We start from the raw sequence: 16,998 nt of genomic DNA on the forward strand, positions 1-16,998 counted from the left end.
CGTTTCCCCGTGTCCCCTAGGACTCCCGGCGGCGCTTCGGAGTTCCTTCACGATCCCGGCGGGTGGTGCGGTGTCAGTGTTCGCCGCGCGGGGCCAGGCCCAGCCGGACGCACCCCTCCCGGTACATGCGCACGACCTCGGTGCGGATCTGGGCCCGTTCGGACAGCGGCTCCGACCAGGGGATGCGGATGGTCTCCTCCACGCCGTCGACCGTGACCGCGTAGTCGCCGCCCTCACCGTCCAGGCCGGTCATCCTGGCCGAGGTGGCCCCGGGGCGGCCGCCCAGCGAGCGGCAGATGATCAGCGTGTCCTCGGGGTGGTCGCCGTTCATGTGGCGGGTGACGGCTGCGACGACCTCGGGGGAGAAGGGGGTGGACGGCAACGGGATCCTCCTGGCGGGAGAGGGGCACACGGCAGTGGGGGAGGGCACGAGGCCCTCCCCCACTGACGATAGCCGAGGCGCGGCACGGGAGATGACGGTGTGTCGTCAACCCGCGGAGCGCCGTCCACGGACCAGGATCAGGCCTGGTGGGTGAACTCGGCGTCGATGTCGATGGTGATCTTGTCGCCGACGACCACGCCGCCGCCGTCCATCGGCATCTCGATGTCCACGCCGAACTCCTTGCGGCTGATCGTCGTCGAGGCGGTGAAGCCCGCGCGGTCCAGGCCGAAGGGGTCGAGGGTGGAGCCGTTGAACTCCAGGTCCAGTTCGACCGGGCGGGTGCTGCCCTTGATGCTCAGCTCGCCCTTGAGGACGAAGTCCTCGCCCTTGGCGGCGAGGCCGGTGGAGCGGAAGGTGAACTCCGGGAAGTTCTCGGTGTCGAAGAAGTCCTTGGAGCGGACGTGGTTGTCGCGGTCGGCGTTGTCGGTGTTGAGCGACCCGGCGTCGATGACCGCCTCGACCGAGGCCTGCGCCGGGTCGGCGGGGACGGTGAGGGTGGCGTCGAACTTCTCGAAGCGGCCGCGGACCTTGCTCACCATCATGTGGCGGACGGAGAAGCCGACCGTCGAGTGGGCGGCGTCGATCTTCCAGGTGCCGGCCTTGAGTTCCTGCGCTGCCATGGAGTCTCCCTGTGGGTTCTGCGGCCCCACGATCGGGACCTTCGTGCCTTGTTCCTTGGTGGAAACAAAGTTCTAAAGAAGTATCTTCCTTGGAAGTAGCTTAGGCAGTAGTGCAGGCGTACGCAAGCGTCTCGCGACCCGGTTCGGGTGGCACCGGACACACCTCACACGGGCCCTCGGGGGAGCGGCCGCCCGAGCCGTTCCTGGTCCCCGCCCGCGCCCGGCGATCTAGGATGGACCCCATGGAGCAAGCCGTGTGGCTCGACGCCGCGGAACAGCACGTCTGGCGTGGGTTCCTCCGCATGAACACGCGGATCTACGACGAACTCGAGCGGGATCTGCGCGAGAGGAACGGGGTGTCGCTCATCGAGTACGGCATCCTCGCCCACCTGTCCGAGGCGCCCGAACGGCGCATGCGGATGCGCGTGCTGGCCGACAGCGTCATCGTGTCCAAGAGCCGCCTGTCCCACCAGGTCGCCCGGCTCGAACGGGGCGGCTACGTACGCCGCGAGCACTGCGACGACGACCGCCGCGGGCTGTGGGCGGTCCTCACCGACGAGGGCGCGGAGCTGCTCCGCGCGGCCGCGCCCGGACACGCCGCCCAGGTGCGCTCGCTGATGTTCGACCGGCTCTCCGCGGAGCAGGTCGACCAGCTCGCCGCCATCATCAGGGCCTTGGACACGGACCGGACCTGAGCCGGCCGGAGCACCGACCGACGTCCCCCGACCACAGATAGAGTCAGAGCCCGTGAGCAGACCATCGATCATCGGCGCCCAGAACTTCCGCGACGACGACGGCAGCGTCGACCCGGACGTGGAGGCCCGACTGCGCGACCACGCCGCGGGCAGGGCCGGGGACCGACAGGTCCTGGACGCGCTCAGCCGTTCCCGGCTCCTCATCCCCGTGGTCGCGGTGGCCACCGAGACCGGCAAGGGCGTCGGCGGGCTCACCAAGGACAAGCACAGCGAGGTGGCCGTCCCGGTCATGACGGGCAAGGACGGGCGGCGCGGCGTGCTCGCCTTCACCTGCGTCGACGCGGTCCGGCGCTGGCGCGCCGACGCCCGGCCGGTGCCCTTCACGACCAAGGACGCCTGCCAGGCCGCCGTGGAGGAGGGTGCCGACGCGCTCGTCCTCGACGTGTCCGGGCCGATGCCGTACACGGTCCAGGGGCGCTTCCTCACCCTGCTCGCCGAGGAGGGCGCCATCCCCGAGCCCAAGGACGACCCACAGGTCCTCGCCCTCATCTACCGGGTCACGCACGCCGAGTTCGGCATCGAGCGCGTACGCGTGCACCCCTCCGAGCGCGCCGACATCGGCATCCGCCTGGAGCTGGAGGAGCGCGACGACGAGTCGCTGCGCCGGGTGGCCGACCGGCTGGCCGCCGAGCTGCGGCACGTGCTGCCGGGCGGCGTCGAACTGAGCGCCGTGGTGCGCGCCCGGCGCGATCGGGGCTGAGGCACTCGCACGCCGGTTGTCCACAGGCCGCGCGTGCACCTGTTCCCCGGCGCCGCCGGCCGGTATTTTTCGGTCATGACCACCCCCTCGACGCTCGGGCTGGACCCGACACTGTGGACGGTCGCCGCCGCCGTCTCCCTGGCCCTGCTCGGGCTGGGTGTCGGCCACGTCGCCGGCCGCCTCGTGCACCTCTTCGGCTCCGCGGACCCGTCCGGCGACCCGCGGCCCGGAGGAGCGCCGAGGCGGCTCGCGGCCCCCGCGGGGCAGAGCGACGCCGCGCTGTCGGCGCCCGAGGGCGGCAGCGCGGTCGGGCCGCCGCCCGTCCCGGTGGAGGGGGAGGACGATGAGGGGCCGCCGCCACCGCGCTGCCCGTTCTGCCGCGCCGAGTTGACCTTCGTCCCCTGGACACCGACCGTCGCCTCCCGCGCCTTCCGCAGACGCGGCGCCTGCCCGCACTGTGAGCAGGTCATCCGCCCCCACCTGGCGGTCGTCGTCGCCACCGGTGCGCTGTTCGCCGTCGTGGGGGCCGTGGCCGCCACGGATCCGCGGTGGCCGCCCGCCGACCTGGTCGCGGTGCTGTGGCTGGCGGCGCTCACCGCGGTGCTGTCCGTCATCGACCTGCGGGTGCTGCGCCTGCCCGACCCCCTCGTCGGCCCGGGGTACGCCGTCGCCTTCCTCCTGCTGGCCGTCGCGGTGTTCCTGCCGCCGACCGGTCAGGGACTGGACCGCGCGGGCGCGGCGCTGGTGAGCATGGTCCTGGTCACGGTCCTGTACTGGCTGCTGTGGCGGGTCTCGCCGCGCGGCTTCGGTTTCGGCGACGTCAAGCTGTCCGGTCTGACCGGGCTGTACGCGGGCTGGGCGGCGGGCCCCATGGGCGCGCTCGTCGCGGTGTTCTGGGCCTTCGCCGCCTTTTCCGCGGTGGGCCTGGTGTTGCTGGCACTGCGGCGGCTCAGACCGATGCAGCCCTTCCCGCTCGGCCCCTTCATGCTCGGCGCCACGCTCGTCACCGTGCTCGTCGGAGCGCCCCTGGTGGTCCATCCGTGACCCCTGGTGCAGCGCGGCGCCGCCATTCGTGGGAAGATCGGCACCATGTTGCGTTGGCTGACCGCAGGGGAGTCCCACGGGCCGGCACTCGTCGCGATTCTGGAGGGCCTCCCGGCCGGTGTGTCCGTCACTTCTGACGACATCGCCGCCGCGCTGCTCCGACGCCGCGCCGGGTACGGACGAGGCGCCCGGATGAAGTTCGAGCAGGACCAGGTCTCCGTCATCGGGGGTATCCGGCACGGCCTGACCCAGGGGGGTCCGGTCGCGATCGAGGTCGGAAACACCGAGTGGCCCAAGTGGGAGAAGGTGATGTCTCCCGATCCCGTACCCGCCGAGGTACTGGACGGCATGGCGCGCAACGCGCCGCTGACCCGGCCCCGGCCGGGGCACGCCGACCTCGTCGGTATGCAGAAGTACGGGCACGAGGAGTCCCGCCCGATCCTGGAGCGCGCAAGCGCCCGCGAGACCGCCGCGCGCGTGGCCGTCGGCGAGGTGGCCCGCCAGTTCCTGCGCCAGGCGCTCGGTGTGGAGATCCTGAGCCACGTGGTGTCCATGGGCCCGGTCGCCGTGCCCGAGGACTCGGCCGAACCCCGCCCCGAGGACCTGGCCGCCATCGACGCCGACCCGCTGCGCTGCTTCGACCCCGAGACCAGCGCCCGCATGGTCGAGGAGGTCGACGACACCAAGAAGTCCGGTGACACCCTCGGCGGCGTGGTCGAGGTCCTGGCCTACGGGCTCCCGCCCGGCCTGGGCAGCCACGTGCACTGGGACCGGCGCCTGGACTCCCGACTGGCCGGAGCCCTCATGGGCATCCAGGCCATCAAGGGCGTGGAGGTCGGCGACGGCTTCCGCACCGCGGCCCGCCGCGGGTCGGTCGCCCACGACGAGATCGAGCCCGGCCCGGACGGCGTGCGCCGCCGGACCAACCGCGCGGGCGGTGTCGAGGGCGGGATGACGACGGGCGACGCGCTGCGCGTGCGCGCGGCGATGAAGCCCATCGCCACCGTCCCCAAGGCGCTCGACACCATCGACGTCACCACGGGCGAGGCCACCCGCGCCGACCACCAGCGCAGTGACGTGACCGCCGTCCCCGCGGCGGGCGTGGTCGCCGAGGCCATGGTCGCCCTGGTGCTGGCCGAGGCCGCCGTGGAGAAGTTCGGCGGCGACTCGGTCACCGAGACCGGCCGCAACCTGCGCGGCTACCTGGACTCCCTGGAGATCCGCTAGGACTCCCGGCCCGGCCCGGCCCGGCCCCGCTCGCGAGCGGGGCCGGGCCGTCCTCGTACCCGGGCGCTCCCGGCTCCGGCGGACCCGGGAACCGGATCGTGTACACGATCTGCGACGGGGAGCCGGTGGTGCTCGTGCTGAGCGCGGCGCACCGCCGTGAGGTCCACCGGGACCTGGGACCCTCGATGGCGTCCGCCCGTGCGCACGGCGGGGCGACGGTTCTGCTAGACAGGGAAGCACACACCCAGCAGGATCCCCGCGCTCGCGGGGAAGGACCCTTCGAGGCAGGCTAAGCGTGGCTAGAGCGATCGCGGTGCTCATCGGTTCGCCCGGATCGGGGAAGTCGACCGTCGGTCGGGCGCTGGCCGATCGTCTCGGCGTCGACCTCCTGTGCACCGACACCGAGGTGGAGAAGCGCGCCGGGCGCCCCATCGGCGAGATCTTCGTGCAGGACGGCGAGGAGGCCTTCCGCGCCATGGAGCGCGAGATCGTGGCCGAGGGGCTGCGCGAGTGGGAGGGCGTGATCGCCGTCGGCGGCGGCGCCGTCCTGGACCACGACACCCGTGCCGACCTCGCCGACCACCACGTGGTCTACCTCCAGGTCGAGTTCGGCGAACTGGCCAAGCGCGTGGGCATGGACGTGGCCCGACCGCTCCTGGCGGGCAACCCGCGCACCAAGCTGCGCCAGCTGCTCAACGAGCGCCTGCCCGTCTACGAGAGCCTGGCCACCGTCACCGTGCCCACGACGGACTTCCACCCCGAAGAGGTCGTCGACGCCATCCTGCCCACCCTCAAGGACACCGGAGAGGTCGACACGTGAGCGTGACCCGCATCGGGGTGGGCGAACCCGCCTCCCGCTATGACGTCGTGGTCGGAAGCGGAGTCCTGTCCGAGCTGCCCTCGCTGGTCGGCGACGCCGCGCAGGTCGCCGTCATCCACCCCGAGGGCCTGGGGGTCGTGGCCCGTCCCGTCATCGGTGTCCTGGAAGCCGCCGGGTACACCGTCCGGCCCATGCCGGTCCCCGACGGGGAGGCCGCCAAGACCGCCGCCGTGGCCGCCGACCTGTGGTCGCGGCTGGGAGGCCACGCGTTCACCCGCAGTGACGCCGTCGTCGGCGTCGGCGGCGGCGCCGCGACCGACCTGGCCGGGTTCGTCGCCGCCACCTGGCTGCGCGGCGTGCGCTCGGTCCTGGTCCCCACCACGCTGCTCGGCATGGTCGACGCCGCCGTGGGCGGAAAGACGGGCATCAACACCCCCGAGGGCAAGAACCTCGTGGGCGCATTCCACCCCCCGGCCGGCGTCCTGTGCGACCTCGCCACCCTGCCGAGCCTGCCCACGGCCGACTACGTCGGCGGACTCGCCGAGATCGTCAAGGCCGGATTCATCGACGACCCCGTCATCTGCGACCTCGTCGAGGACGACCCGCAAGGGGCCACGACCCCGGAGGGCAAGCACACCCGCGAACTCGTCGAACGCGCCATCCGCGTCAAGGCCGACGTCGTCTCCGGTGACCTCAAGGAGAGCGGCCGACGCGAGATCCTCAACTACGGACACACCCTGGGCCACGCCGTCGAGCGCGCCGAGAACTACACCTTCAGGCACGGCTACGCCGTCTCCATCGGTATGGTCTTCGCCGCCGAACTCGCCCGGATCACCGGCCGCATCGACGCCGGCCTCGTGGAACGGCACCGCAGCATCCTGTCCTCGGTGGGACTTCCCACCTCCTACGCGGCCGAGGCCTGGCCGCGGCTCCGCGACGCGATGAGCGTGGACAAGAAGGCCCGCGGCGCCACGCTGCGCTTCGTGGTCCTGGACGGCCTGGCCGAGCCCGCCATCCTGCGCGGACCCACCGACGAACAGCTGGCACGGGCCTACCGCGCGGTCACGGGCGACGCCTGAGTACCGCGAAGCCACTAGACTGAGGTCGGGCGACATCCGCACTGGTGCACCGGGGGACACCCCCGAGGTGCCCGCACTCCGCCCCACTCATCACCGACCGGACCGCGCGAGTCCGGTGACCGACGTGTCAGACCCCTTGGAGAGACGACCGAAGTGGCCACGACGAACGACATCAAGAACGGCACGACCCTGCGGCTCGACGGCGGCGTTCTCTGGAATGTCCTGGAGTTCCAGCACGTCAAGCCGGGCAAGGGCGGCGCGTTCGTCCGCACGAAGCTGAAGAACGTCCTCACGGGCAAGATCGTCGACAAGACCTTCAACGCCGGTTCCAAGGTCGAGTTCGCCAGTGTCGACCGCCGTGAGATGGAGTACCTGTACCACGACGGCGACTCCTTCATCTTCATGGACACCGAGACCTTCGACCAGATTCCGGTCGGCGAGGCGGTCGTCGGCGGCGACAAGGACTTCCTCCTGGAGAACACCCGGGTCACGGTCGCCACGAACGAGAGCAACCCGCTCTACATCGAGCTGCCCGCCGCCGTCGAGCTGGAGATCACCCAGACCGACCCCGGCGTCCAGGGCGACCGCTCCACCGGCGGCACCAAGCCCGCCACCGTCCAGACCGGCGCCGTCATCCAGGTGCCGCTCTTCATCACCGAGGGCGAGCGCATCAAGGTCGACACCCGTACGGGCGACTACCTCGGGCGAGTCAACTGATGAGCGGAGCACGGCGCAAGGCGCGGCGGCGCGCGGTCGAGGTCCTCTACGAGGCCGAGGTCCGCGGTATCTCCGTCGAGGAGGTCATCAAGCGTCGGCGTGCCCAGCCCGAACCGCCCATCAACGAGTTCACCGAGAACCTGGCGCGCTCCGTCGACGGCCGGCGCGCGCGCATCGACGAGCTCCTGGGCACCTACGCCATCGGATGGACCCTGGAGCGGATGCCCGTCGTGGACCGCAACATCCTGCGGATGGGCGCTTTCGAGCTGCTCTGGGACGAGGGGATCCCCGACGGGGTGGCCATCGCCGAGGCCGTCGGAGTGGCCAAGGAGCTGTCCACCGACGAGTCGCCGAACTTCGTCAGCGGACTTCTGTCACGCTTGATGGAGAACAAGGCGACGCTCGCGCTCTGACATCGGCGAACGAGGGGCCGGCGGGGCCGGGCACAGTGATGGAGGGGACGTCAGGTGACTGACAGGAGCACTGCGACCGCGACCGCCGAGGGCGGGGCCGGCGGGACGGCCGGACCGGTACGGGCGGCCAACGCCGCGCGGACCGCGGTCGTGTGGGACGCCCTGGAGGGGCTGCTGGCCCGGCTCGGTGACGGCGGGCCCCTGGAGATCGTGGACGCGGGCGGTGGCACCGGCGGTGCCGCCGTCCCGTTGGCCGAACTCGGCCACCGCGTCACGGTCGTCGAGCCCAGCCCCGACTCGCTCGCCGCGCTGGAGCGCCGGGCCGCCGAGCGCGGCGTCACCGTGCGCGGGGTCCAGGGGGAGACGCGCGACCTGTCCGCGCTGTTCACGCGCGGCAGCACCGATCTGGTGCTCGTGCACAACGTCCTGGAGTACGTCGAGGACCCGGCCGCCGCGTTGCACGACGTGGTCGGCATCACCCGGCCCGGCGGCGCGGTCAGCGTGCTGGTCACCAACGCGGTGGCCGGCGCCCTGCACCGGGCCCTGGCCGGGCACATCGAGGACGCCCACCGGCTGCTCGTCGACCCCGACGGCCGCTGGGGCGAGAGCGACCCCATGCCGCGCCGGTTCACCCGCCAGCAGCTCTTGGAGCTGCTCGCCGGAGCCGGTCTGACGCAGGAGGGCATCCGCGGCGTCCGGACGTTCGCCGACGTCCTTCCCGGGCACGCCTGGGAGGGCGACGCCCAGGCCGGACAACGCCTGGTGGAGCTGGAGCGGGCCGCCGCCCAGCACCCCGAGCTCATCGGGATCGCCACCCAGATCCACGCCGTCGCCCACCGGCCCTGACCCCGGACGCCCCGGCCCCGGAACTCGACGTAAGCTGGCTCGTAGCCGCTTCACCAGGGGGTTCGCGAGGGGCACTGCGAGGGCGGGGAGAACGATGAGTCGACGGCAACTGGAACGCGGCGCGGCACTGCGGGGGATGGTCTCCTCCGAGGGCATCGTGCCGTTGGGCCCGGACTTCCCCACGGACGGCACGGGCCCTGACGACGACTGCCACATCCTGCACCTGGACATGGACGCGTTCTTCGCGAGCGTGGAACAGCTGCGCAACCCCGAGGCACGCGGCCGTCCGGTCATCGTGGGCGGGACCGGTCCGCGCGGCGTCGTCTCCTCCGCCGACTACCTGGCCCGCGCCCAGGGCGTGCACTCGGCGATGCCGATGGTGCGGGCGACGCGCCTGTGCCCGGACGCCGTGGTCTTCCCGCCCGACGGCCGCGCCTACCGGGAGGTCTCCGAGGCGGTCATGGACATCCTGAGGTCCGTGACACCGCTGGTACAGCCCCTGTCCCTGGACGAGGCCTTCCTGGACGTCTCCGGAGCCCGCCGCCGACTGGGCGGCCCCGTGCACATCGCCGCGATGATCCGTGAGCGCGTCCGGTCCGAACAGCGGCTCACCTGCTCGGTGGGGGTGGCCGCCACCCGCTTCACGGCCAAGCTCGGCTCCACGCACTGCAAGCCCGACGGCCTGCTGCTCGTCCCCACGGACCAGGTGCGGGACTTCCTGGACCCCCTGCCCGTCGGGGCCCTGCCCGGCGTGGGCGACAAGACCGAGCAGACCCTCGTCAAACTCGGTCTGCGCACGGTCGGCGCGCTGGCCCGGGTCGAACCGGACCTGCTGCGGATGGAGCTCGGCGCCAAGGCGGGCCACCGGCTGTCCGAGCTGGCCCGGGGCGTCGACACCAGCGCGGTCGTCCCCGAGTCGCCGGACAAGAGCATCGGCGCCGAGGAGACCTTCGACGTCGACGTCGGCGATCCGGACGTGATCAACCGGGAACTGCTCCGGCTCTCGGAGAAGGTGGCACGGCGGCTGCGCGCGACCGAGCAGGTGGGCCGCACGGTGAGCGTGAAGCTGCGGCGCGCCGACTTCTCCACGATCTCGCGGTCGCGCACGCTGCCCGAGAGCACCGACGTGGGCCGGGAGATCAGTGCCGTCGCGCGTGAGCTGTACGCCGCCGCGGGGATGGAGCGGGTACGTCTCAGGCTGGTGGGCGTACGGGTCGAGGGGGTCACCCCGGCCGACCAGGCGCACCGCCAGTTGGCGCTGGGGGAGGAGGACACCGGGTGGAGGGATGTGGAGCGCGTGATGGACCGCGTTACCGCACGTTTCGGGCACGGCGCGCTACAGTCGGCAGTGCTGGCCAAACGTGACGAAAACGACGTATGATGCGGCAACTTCCGGGCACCGTGAAGCGTTCTCACAGTAGGATCGCAGTCAGGGGAAGCAGAGAGGCATGGAAGCTGGTGTTTCCGATACAGGGCGCGGGTATCGTGGCCGTAGTGGGCCAGGTACACACGCAGCTTTTCTTTCCAGCAGGCGCTAGTGCACCGTATTCTGGGCATACCACTGACCAAGAGACTGTTTATCAGTACCCGTCACCCCAACCGGGGACTGTCGTAGGGAGGCGCCGTGCCGCTCTCTGAACACGAGCAGCGCATGCTCGACCAGATCGAGCGGGCGCTGTATGCCGAGGACCCGAAGTTCGCGAACACCGTTCGGCAAACGAACCCCGCGGTCCATTACAAGCGCTGGATCATCAAGGCCGGTCTCGGATTCGTCATCGGCGTCGTCCTACTGCTGGCCGGGCTCCTGATCGGCAACCCGGTCATGCAAGTGCTCATCAGTGTCCTCGGTTTCATCGTCATGCTGGCGTGCTTCCTCTGGGGGGCCAATGCCTGGCGCAAGGCGGCCGGCGGTGGCGGCGAGGCCGCCGCGGCGGCAGCGGAGCCACGGCAGCGGCGTAAGGGCGGCGGCCGCCCGGGCATGATGAACCGCTTCGAGGAGCGCTGGCGGCGTCGCCAGGAGGGCAACGAGTAGTTCGGGTACGTCTCCCGACGCCGAGACGAGGACCGTGCTCGGGGATGTCCGCGCCGAGCACGCGGGGTCGGGTTCCGGATCTCACGTGGTGGGGGCCGCACGGTGACCGTGCGGCCCCCACCACGTTCGCGTTCCCGCTACCCGTCGAACGCCTGGTCCCCGGCGGACCTCCCGGCCTGACCGCGAGCGGCCGATCTCGTGCCGGGCCGGACGGACGGTCGTCCGACCCGGCACGAGACCGAGGCCCGGGCCGAACACCGCGCCTCGGGCGGGTCCGCACGGAACACACCCTCAGGCCGGTGTCGCCTCGGGGCGCGGGACCACCCAGGGGGCGAGCGACCGGGGCATGAGCAGCGCGCGCAGCCGCGCTCCCCGGGAGGCCGCCGACAGCAGACCGGAGCGGGCCGTACGCAGGTCCTCCCGTAGTGCGCCGCCGTCCGCGGGCGCCGGGGCGTAGCGCGCCGATTCCTCCGCGAGGGCCAGCCGCCACAGGGCCTCGCGGGCCCGTGCGTCGCCCCCGGCCAGACGCCCGGCCGTCGCCCTGGGGCTCTCCGCCAGATCCCATTCACCGCCCAGGTCCAGCCACGTGTCGCGCAGTTCGCGCCAGGCGGTGTGGGCACCGGCGACGGGGTCGGTGCCCGGAAGCCCGGACAGCCGGAACCAGCGCACGAGCGCCCGTGCCAGCGCGGGCAGCAGCATCGTGAGCGCGACCCCGGCCGCCACGCCCACGGCCGGCAGCCACGACAGACCGGCGTCCGAGGCGCCGTCGTCCCCGTCGTCGGCCGTCGCCGCGGAGGCCTCGTCCTCGGGCGACTCGCTCTCCCGAGGTGACTCCGAGGGCTCGTCGTCGGCGGGTGTGCTGGGCTCCGGCGGTTCGGGCTCCTCGGCGCCGGGCTCACGCGGCTCGGCCCGGTCGGTGCCCGGCGCGCTGCCGCCGGAGGAGTACTCCGGAACCGTCGCCGAACCCTGGCCGGCCCGCGACGACGCCGGGGTCGGCTCGAAGCGGACCCAGCCCACGTCCTCGAAGTACAGTTCCGGCCATGCGTGGGCGTCGCCCGTGGTGACCGCCCAGCGGTCGCCCTCGATGTTCTCGCCCGCTGTGTAGCCCACCGCCACACGAGACGGCACGCCCGCCTGGCGCGCCATCACGGCCATGGCCCCCGCGAACTGCTGGCAGTAGCCCACCTGGTCGGTCAGCAGGAAGTGCGCCAGCGGGTCGACCCCCTCGGGCACGGCGGGCGGGGTCAGGTCGTAGGTGAAGTCGCCTTCGGTGAAGTACTCCTGGATCGCGACCGCGCGCTCGTAGGGGGTGTCCGCGCGAGCGGTCACCTGCTCGGTCAGCTGCCCGATCGCCGGGTCCAGTTCGTCGGGCAGGTCCAGGTGGCCGCCGCCCAGCGACCGGGGACGGCCCGCCGCGGCCAGTTCGTCCCCGGAGGGCCGGTTCTCGATGGACTCCACCGTGAAGTTCAGGCCGGTGGACGGACTGTCCGTGGTGAAGACCATGTGGGTCTCGGGATCGATGTACCACTGGCCGGGGACGTCGACCGAGCTCACCCAGTACGGCAGGGGAAGGAAGTCCACCGGCGGTGCGTCGGAGTCCATGGAGACCCGCGTGGTCACCGTCTCCTCCGGTGCGGGTTCGGACCACCCCGCGGGCAGCGGCAGTTCTCCGGAGACCTCGTTGTCGTTGTCGGCGTTGACCGGTGTCATCGTCCACTTCACGCCGTCGAACTCGTCGAGTGCGAACGCGCGCAGGTAGTCCGGGTCGTCGCTGGTGGACCGGTAGGTGAGCACCGTGCGGGCGGAGGCCGCCGTCAGGTCCCGGCTGATCGACACCATGGGGTCCAGGATGGTGATGTCGTCCCCGCCCGTTCTGATGTAGGCACCGTCGGCCAGGTCGTAGAAGACGTCGCTGCGCAGGGACGGGACCGCCAACGGCAAGGCCAGCGCCAGGAGGATCGCGGTGGCCACGGCGGCCCCCGTCAGCGCCAGCCGGCGCAGGCCGCCCAGGACGAGGGCCCTGGGCGTGTCGTCGGGGACGAACACGCCCCACTCGCGGCCGCGCACCCACATGTCCGCGGCCAGCAATCCCAGGAACCCCGCCGCGGCGGCGGCCATCGATCCCCACGTGAGGGCCTCGCCCTCCAGGACCAGCGGTACGGCCAGCAGCGCCAGCAGCAGGCCGCCCACCATGCCCGGACAGCGCGCCGTCACCGCCATGAAGTCCGCGGTGACCATGAAGACGACGAACACCATCGCGATGATCAGTGTCACCCCGGCGGAGGCGGCGACGGGCGGGGCGTTCGTGTTGATGGAGTTCAGGCCCTGCTGGAACGCCTCACCCAGGTACGCGACGCTGTCGGCCGTGGGAACGACGCCCCCCAGGGCGTCCCGCGCGGCGAAGATCGGCGTGACCAGCGCGGCGGCCGCCAGCAGTTGCAGGAGCGGCACGGGCAGCAGGTTCCAGCGGGTGCGCCGGTACAGCGCCGACACCGCGGCCACCGTCACCATGAGCACGACCGCGGGGACCCACCACGGGCCGCGGATCAGGGAACCCAGCAGCGGCATCGCCGTCAGCAGGCACAGCAGGGTGGCCAGGGGCATCAGTGTTCTCAACGCCGGCCCTCCCGGGGCGGGTTCGGAGTGTTCGCGGTGAACGCGGCGCCCTCGGCGGCGGTCGCCCGGCGCCACAGCGCGGACAGTTCGGACGTGGAGGAGAGGACGAGGACGCGCCAACCGCCGGAGACGAGGACGTCGTGCGTGCCGCGGAGCTCCTCGGGAGCCGACCAGGCGCCGTGCGCGCACAGCACGGCGACCCGTGTGGGGGCGCCCCTCACGGCCGACAGCGCGGCGGCCTCCTCGGCCGAGACCGCGCCCAGGACCGCCACGAGCAGGCTGGAGGAGGTGCCGCGCGACCCGCGGAGCTGGTCGATTCCGCCCAGCAGGCCGGGGGTGTCCGAGGCCCGGGCGACCGCCAGGCCGTCCAGGACACCGGTGCTGTCGGCCGTGTGCATCCTGCCCTGTTCGGTCAGGAAGCGCAGTTCGTGCCCGCCGTCGATCAGGTGCACGGCCACCGACGCCGCCGTGCTCACCGCGGTCTCCAGGGAGCCGTGGTGTCCCACACCCCGGTGGGCGCTCCGCCGGGTGTCCAACAGGATGGAGCTGTTCTCCCGCCAGTGCTGCTCGTCCCGGCGGACCATCAGCTCGCCCTGCTTGGCGGTGGAGCGCCAGTGCACGCGGCGCATTTCGTCGCCGTGATGGTATTCGCGCGGCACCGGGTCCTGTTCGCCCGCGCCGCTCACCGATCGGTGCGGGGCCTGGTCGCCCCGTGATCCGTCGGCCCGGCCCAGCGCGTCCAGCGGCACGACCGGCGGGGTCACGAGCAGGGGCGAGGGCGCGCCGACGTCGCGGGTGAGGCGTACGCACCCGAGCGGGTCGGCGACACCGACCCGGAGCGGCCCCACGGGGTAGCTGCCGCGGACCGCCGGGCGCACGAGGTAGGTGACGTCGCGGACCGTCTGGGGGCCGAGGTGGCCGATGGTGTAGCGGGGTTCGGTGCCCAGCGGTGCCGGCAGGGTGTCCTCGACGAACAGCGAGGAGACCGGCCACGTCCGCGAGGAGTTGCCCACCCGTACCAGGACCCGGGCGTCGTACCCGGCGGTGACCCGGAGCGGGACGACCGACCGGCTGTGCGTGATCCGGGTCGTGGCGCCCATGACCGTGAGCGCGGACAGCGGGGGGACGGCCAGGAGTAGGACGCCCACGCCCACGAGCTCGCGCTGTCCCAGGACGGCGCCGGCCACCAGCGCGACCAGGCCCAGGAGCAGCATGCAGACACCGCGCCCCGTGAGTCGGCGGCGCAGGCGCGGACGCGGCGCGGGCGGCGCGGGCGTCGCGTTGGAGCGGTGGGAGTCGGGAGGGGGAGCGGGGTGGGAGACGGGTGAGGGGGGCTGCGCCGTGGGCGTCCGTTGAGGGTGGTGGTGGGAGACGGGCGAGGGGGGCTGCGCCGTGGGCGTCCGTTGAGGGTGGTGGTGGGAGACGGGTGGGCGCATGTGCCCTCTCTCGGGCGTCGTGGGCGCCGCGGGGCGCGGTCGGTCAGTTCGGGCCGGGGACCGGCAGGCGCGCCACCAGCTTGGCGACGATCTGCTCGGCGGTGAGCCGCTCCATCTGGGCCTCGGGCGCGGGCAGGAGCCGGTGCGCGAGCACGGGGACGGCCAGCGCCTGCACGTCGTCGGGGACGACGTAGTGGCGCCCGTCCAGGGCGGCGTAGGCGCGGGCGGCGCGCACCAGGTGCAGAGTCGCCCGGGGCGAGGCGCCCAGGCGCAGCTCCGGGCTGGTCCGGGTGGAGTTGACCAGGTCGACGACGTAGCGGCGCATACCGGGGGCGACGTGCACCGAGCACACCTGGTCGGCGAGGTCGCGGACCTGCTCGGCGCTGGTGACCGCGGCCAGGGAGTCCAGTGGGGAGCGCGAGCTGTGGGAGTCGATCATGTCCAGCTCGGACTGCGGGGAGGGGTAGCCGACCGAGACGCGCGCCATGAACCGGTCGCGCTGGGCCTCGGGCAGGGCGTAGGTCCCCTCCATGTCGGCGGGGTTCTGGGTGGCGACCACCATGAACGGCCGCTCCAGCGCGCGGGTCTGGCCGTCGACGCTGACCTGGCGCTCCTCCATGCACTCCAGCAGGGCCGCCTGGGTCTTGGGGGAGGCGCGGTTGATCTCGTCGCCCAGGACGATGTTGGCGAACACCGGACCCGGGTTGAACTCGAACTCGTGGCGGTCCCGGTGGAAGACGCTGACCCCGGTGATGTCGCTGGGCAGCAGGTCGGGGGTGAACTGGACGCGCTGGACAGAGCAGTCCACGGCGCGGCCCAGGGCCTTGGCGAGCATGGTCTTGCCCACGCCGGGGACGTCCTCGATGAGCAGGTGGCCTTCGGCGAGGAGCACCGTCAGGGCGATCCTCAAAACCTCGGGCTTGCCCTCGATGACGGTCTCGATGGCGGTCCTGATCCGGTCGGCGACGGCGACGACCCCACTGACGCCGCCGTGGACACCGCCCCCGTGGCCGCCGTGGCGTGTGTTGAGTGACACGAGAACCTCCGCTCCGTCTGGTCTTCGCGCGTCGATGGTCGAACCGAGGCTACCGGCTCGGTCAGCGACGTGTAGCGATACTTCGCACTCGCTGAAATTGTGACGCTTCGTCCGGTGCCGTAGGTCCGGTCCCGGTTCCTTTCCCCACCGGTGGTCCGGCGGCCCCGGAGGGGCGGTGGCGGGCCGAAGGGTCCGAGCCGCCCCTCCCGCTCATGCGGTGCCGTCCCGCCCGGGGCGACCCCGGAGACCGTGGGGTCGGCGCTCCGCCCCGCCCGGAAGCGGCCGCGCCGCGCGCGTGCGCCCGCGCGGGACGGTGGCATCTCACCACGTCACGGGGCTCGCGGTGGGGTGCCGGCGCCCCACCGAGGGGCGCGCCGGCACCCTCCACTCCGCTCCACCTCGCTGACCTGCGCATTTATCGATTCTTTGGGGCGCGAATCGGGATTGAAGCTGTTGACGGTGGGGCCGAGTGGAGTAAGGTGGAGCATCGTGGAGCTGGTGAATTCTCCACTTCGGGGTGAGGGGGTGCCACTGTGTTCCTCGGCACGCATACGCCTCGCCTCGATCAGAAGGGACGGTTGTTCCTTCCGGCGAAGTACCGCGACGAACTGTCGGGGGGGTTGGTGATCACGAAAGGCCAGGAGCACTGTCTCTACGTCTTCCCGACGGCGGAGTTCCAGCGCGTCACCGACGCGCTCAGCTCGGCCCCGGTCACCGCCAAGGCGGTTCGCGACTACAGCAGGATCCTCTTCGCCAGCGCGTCCGACGAGTCCTGTGACAAACAGGGCCGGATCACCATCCCGCCGAAGCTGCGCGCCTACGCGGGGCTCGATCGCGACTGTGTCGTGATCGGTGCCAACACCCGCCTGGAGATCTGGGCGGACGAGGCGTGGTCGGACTACGAGGCCGAGCAGGAGCAGGCTTTCGCGCGACTGTCGGAGGAGGTGCTGCCCGGGGTGCTGTGAACCCGGTGACGCCATCGTCGGGGCCACCAGCACGAAGTCCACACCCTTGCAAGTCGGAGTCCGGCAACGGCCTCCGGAGACGGCACACACGAGCTGGCGCGACTTCCCCGGTGCCAGGTGGTGAACGCGAGCCCGCCGGAAGGTGGACAATAGCGGCCGTGTCCGGACGGCCTTGCCGGAACCCGGCCGGGCCACGCGAAGGACACCGCGGAGCGCACGAACGGCGCTACCGCGGCGACTCAGGGGGAGA

The 16,998-nt window shown here is 72.2% G+C and carries 17 protein-coding genes; 12 read left to right on the top strand and 5 right to left on the bottom strand.

What is annotated here, in order from left to right:
• Positions 1–73 precede the first annotated feature (73 nt).
• Both M1P99_RS20500 and M1P99_RS20505 read right to left on the bottom strand, forming a co-directional pair.
• The gene (locus tag M1P99_RS20500; RefSeq protein WP_304454207.1) at positions 74–382 is read right to left on the bottom strand and encodes a DUF2470 domain-containing protein; all 309 of its coding nucleotides are present in this window, start codon (positions 380–382) and stop codon (positions 74–76) included.
• Between the two features lie 137 nt (positions 383–519).
• A complete protein-coding gene (locus M1P99_RS20505) occupies positions 520–1,062 on the bottom strand; it encodes a YceI family protein (RefSeq protein WP_304454208.1) in 543 nt (180 codons plus the stop codon).
• A 242-nt stretch (positions 1,063–1,304) separates the two neighbouring features.
• On the opposite strand from M1P99_RS20505, the gene M1P99_RS20510 reads away from it, so the two are divergent.
• The 11 genes from M1P99_RS20510 to M1P99_RS20560 all read left to right on the top strand — a co-directional run bounded on the left by M1P99_RS20510 (position 1,305) and on the right by M1P99_RS20560 (position 10,695).
• Positions 1,305–1,757 (top strand): MarR family winged helix-turn-helix transcriptional regulator, encoded by a 453-nt coding sequence (locus M1P99_RS20510; RefSeq protein ID WP_304454209.1) that lies wholly within the window; start codon positions 1,305–1,307, stop codon positions 1,755–1,757.
• Between the two features lie 52 nt (positions 1,758–1,809).
• Positions 1,810–2,517, top strand: a complete 708-nt coding sequence (locus M1P99_RS20515) for an SseB family protein (protein ID WP_304454210.1) — start codon at positions 1,810–1,812, stop codon at positions 2,515–2,517.
• A gap of 75 nt (positions 2,518–2,592) precedes the next feature.
• A complete protein-coding gene (locus M1P99_RS20520; RefSeq protein ID WP_304454211.1) occupies positions 2,593–3,561 on the top strand; it encodes an A24 family peptidase in 969 nt (322 codons plus the stop codon).
• A 45-nt stretch (positions 3,562–3,606) separates the two neighbouring features.
• Positions 3,607–4,788 (top strand): chorismate synthase, encoded by a 1,182-nt coding sequence (gene aroC / locus M1P99_RS20525; protein WP_304454212.1) that lies wholly within the window; start codon positions 3,607–3,609, stop codon positions 4,786–4,788.
• Between the two features lie 313 nt (positions 4,789–5,101).
• Positions 5,102–5,608: a shikimate kinase gene (locus M1P99_RS20530; RefSeq protein WP_304455777.1), complete on the top strand. Its 507-nt coding sequence runs from the start codon at positions 5,102–5,104 to the stop codon at positions 5,606–5,608.
• Positions 5,605–6,687, top strand: coding sequence for a 3-dehydroquinate synthase (aroB, locus tag M1P99_RS20535; protein ID WP_304454213.1), 1,083 nt, complete (start codon positions 5,605–5,607; stop codon positions 6,685–6,687). The genes M1P99_RS20530 and aroB overlap by 4 nt, the downstream gene beginning before the upstream one ends.
• A 153-nt stretch (positions 6,688–6,840) precedes the next feature.
• Positions 6,841–7,404 (top strand): elongation factor P, encoded by a 564-nt coding sequence (gene efp / locus M1P99_RS20540; RefSeq protein WP_121186223.1) that lies wholly within the window; start codon positions 6,841–6,843, stop codon positions 7,402–7,404.
• Entirely contained in the window at positions 7,404–7,817 is a 414-nt protein-coding gene (gene nusB, locus M1P99_RS20545) for a transcription antitermination factor NusB (protein ID WP_304454214.1), read from the top strand. Before efp ends, nusB begins: the two co-directional genes overlap by 1 nt.
• Before the next feature lie 54 nt (positions 7,818–7,871).
• A complete protein-coding gene (locus tag M1P99_RS20550) occupies positions 7,872–8,663 on the top strand; it encodes a methyltransferase domain-containing protein (RefSeq protein ID WP_304454215.1) in 792 nt (263 codons plus the stop codon).
• A 94-nt stretch (positions 8,664–8,757) separates the two neighbouring features.
• On the top strand, positions 8,758–10,044 hold the full coding sequence (dinB, locus tag M1P99_RS20555; protein WP_304454216.1) for a DNA polymerase IV: 1,287 nt from the start codon (positions 8,758–8,760) through the stop codon (positions 10,042–10,044).
• Between the two features lie 243 nt (positions 10,045–10,287).
• Complete coding sequence (locus M1P99_RS20560) at positions 10,288–10,695, top strand: DUF3040 domain-containing protein (protein WP_304454217.1); 408 nt, start codon at positions 10,288–10,290, stop codon at positions 10,693–10,695.
• A 291-nt stretch (positions 10,696–10,986) separates the two neighbouring features.
• On the opposite strand, the gene M1P99_RS20565 is transcribed toward M1P99_RS20560, so the two are convergent.
• The 3 genes from M1P99_RS20565 to M1P99_RS20575 all read right to left on the bottom strand — a co-directional run bounded on the left by M1P99_RS20565 (position 10,987) and on the right by M1P99_RS20575 (position 15,783).
• Positions 10,987–13,299: a DUF3488 and transglutaminase-like domain-containing protein gene (locus M1P99_RS20565; protein WP_304455778.1), complete on the bottom strand. Its 2,313-nt coding sequence runs from the start codon at positions 13,297–13,299 to the stop codon at positions 10,987–10,989.
• An 8-nt stretch (positions 13,300–13,307) separates the two neighbouring features.
• Positions 13,308–14,525, bottom strand: coding sequence for a DUF58 domain-containing protein (locus M1P99_RS20570; protein ID WP_304454218.1), 1,218 nt, complete (start codon positions 14,523–14,525; stop codon positions 13,308–13,310).
• A gap of 265 nt (positions 14,526–14,790) precedes the next feature.
• Positions 14,791–15,783, bottom strand: coding sequence for a MoxR family ATPase (locus M1P99_RS20575; protein ID WP_304454219.1), 993 nt, complete (start codon positions 15,781–15,783; stop codon positions 14,791–14,793).
• A 533-nt stretch (positions 15,784–16,316) separates the two neighbouring features.
• Between M1P99_RS20575 and mraZ the strand changes: the two genes are divergently transcribed.
• On the top strand, positions 16,317–16,748 hold the full coding sequence (gene mraZ, locus M1P99_RS20580) for a division/cell wall cluster transcriptional repressor MraZ (protein WP_304454220.1): 432 nt from the start codon (positions 16,317–16,319) through the stop codon (positions 16,746–16,748).
• Positions 16,749–16,998: the final 250 nt, after the last annotated feature.

This window comes from Nocardiopsis sp. YSL2 (assembly GCF_030555055.1).
GTDB lineage: Bacteria > Actinomycetota > Actinomycetes > Streptosporangiales > Streptosporangiaceae > Nocardiopsis.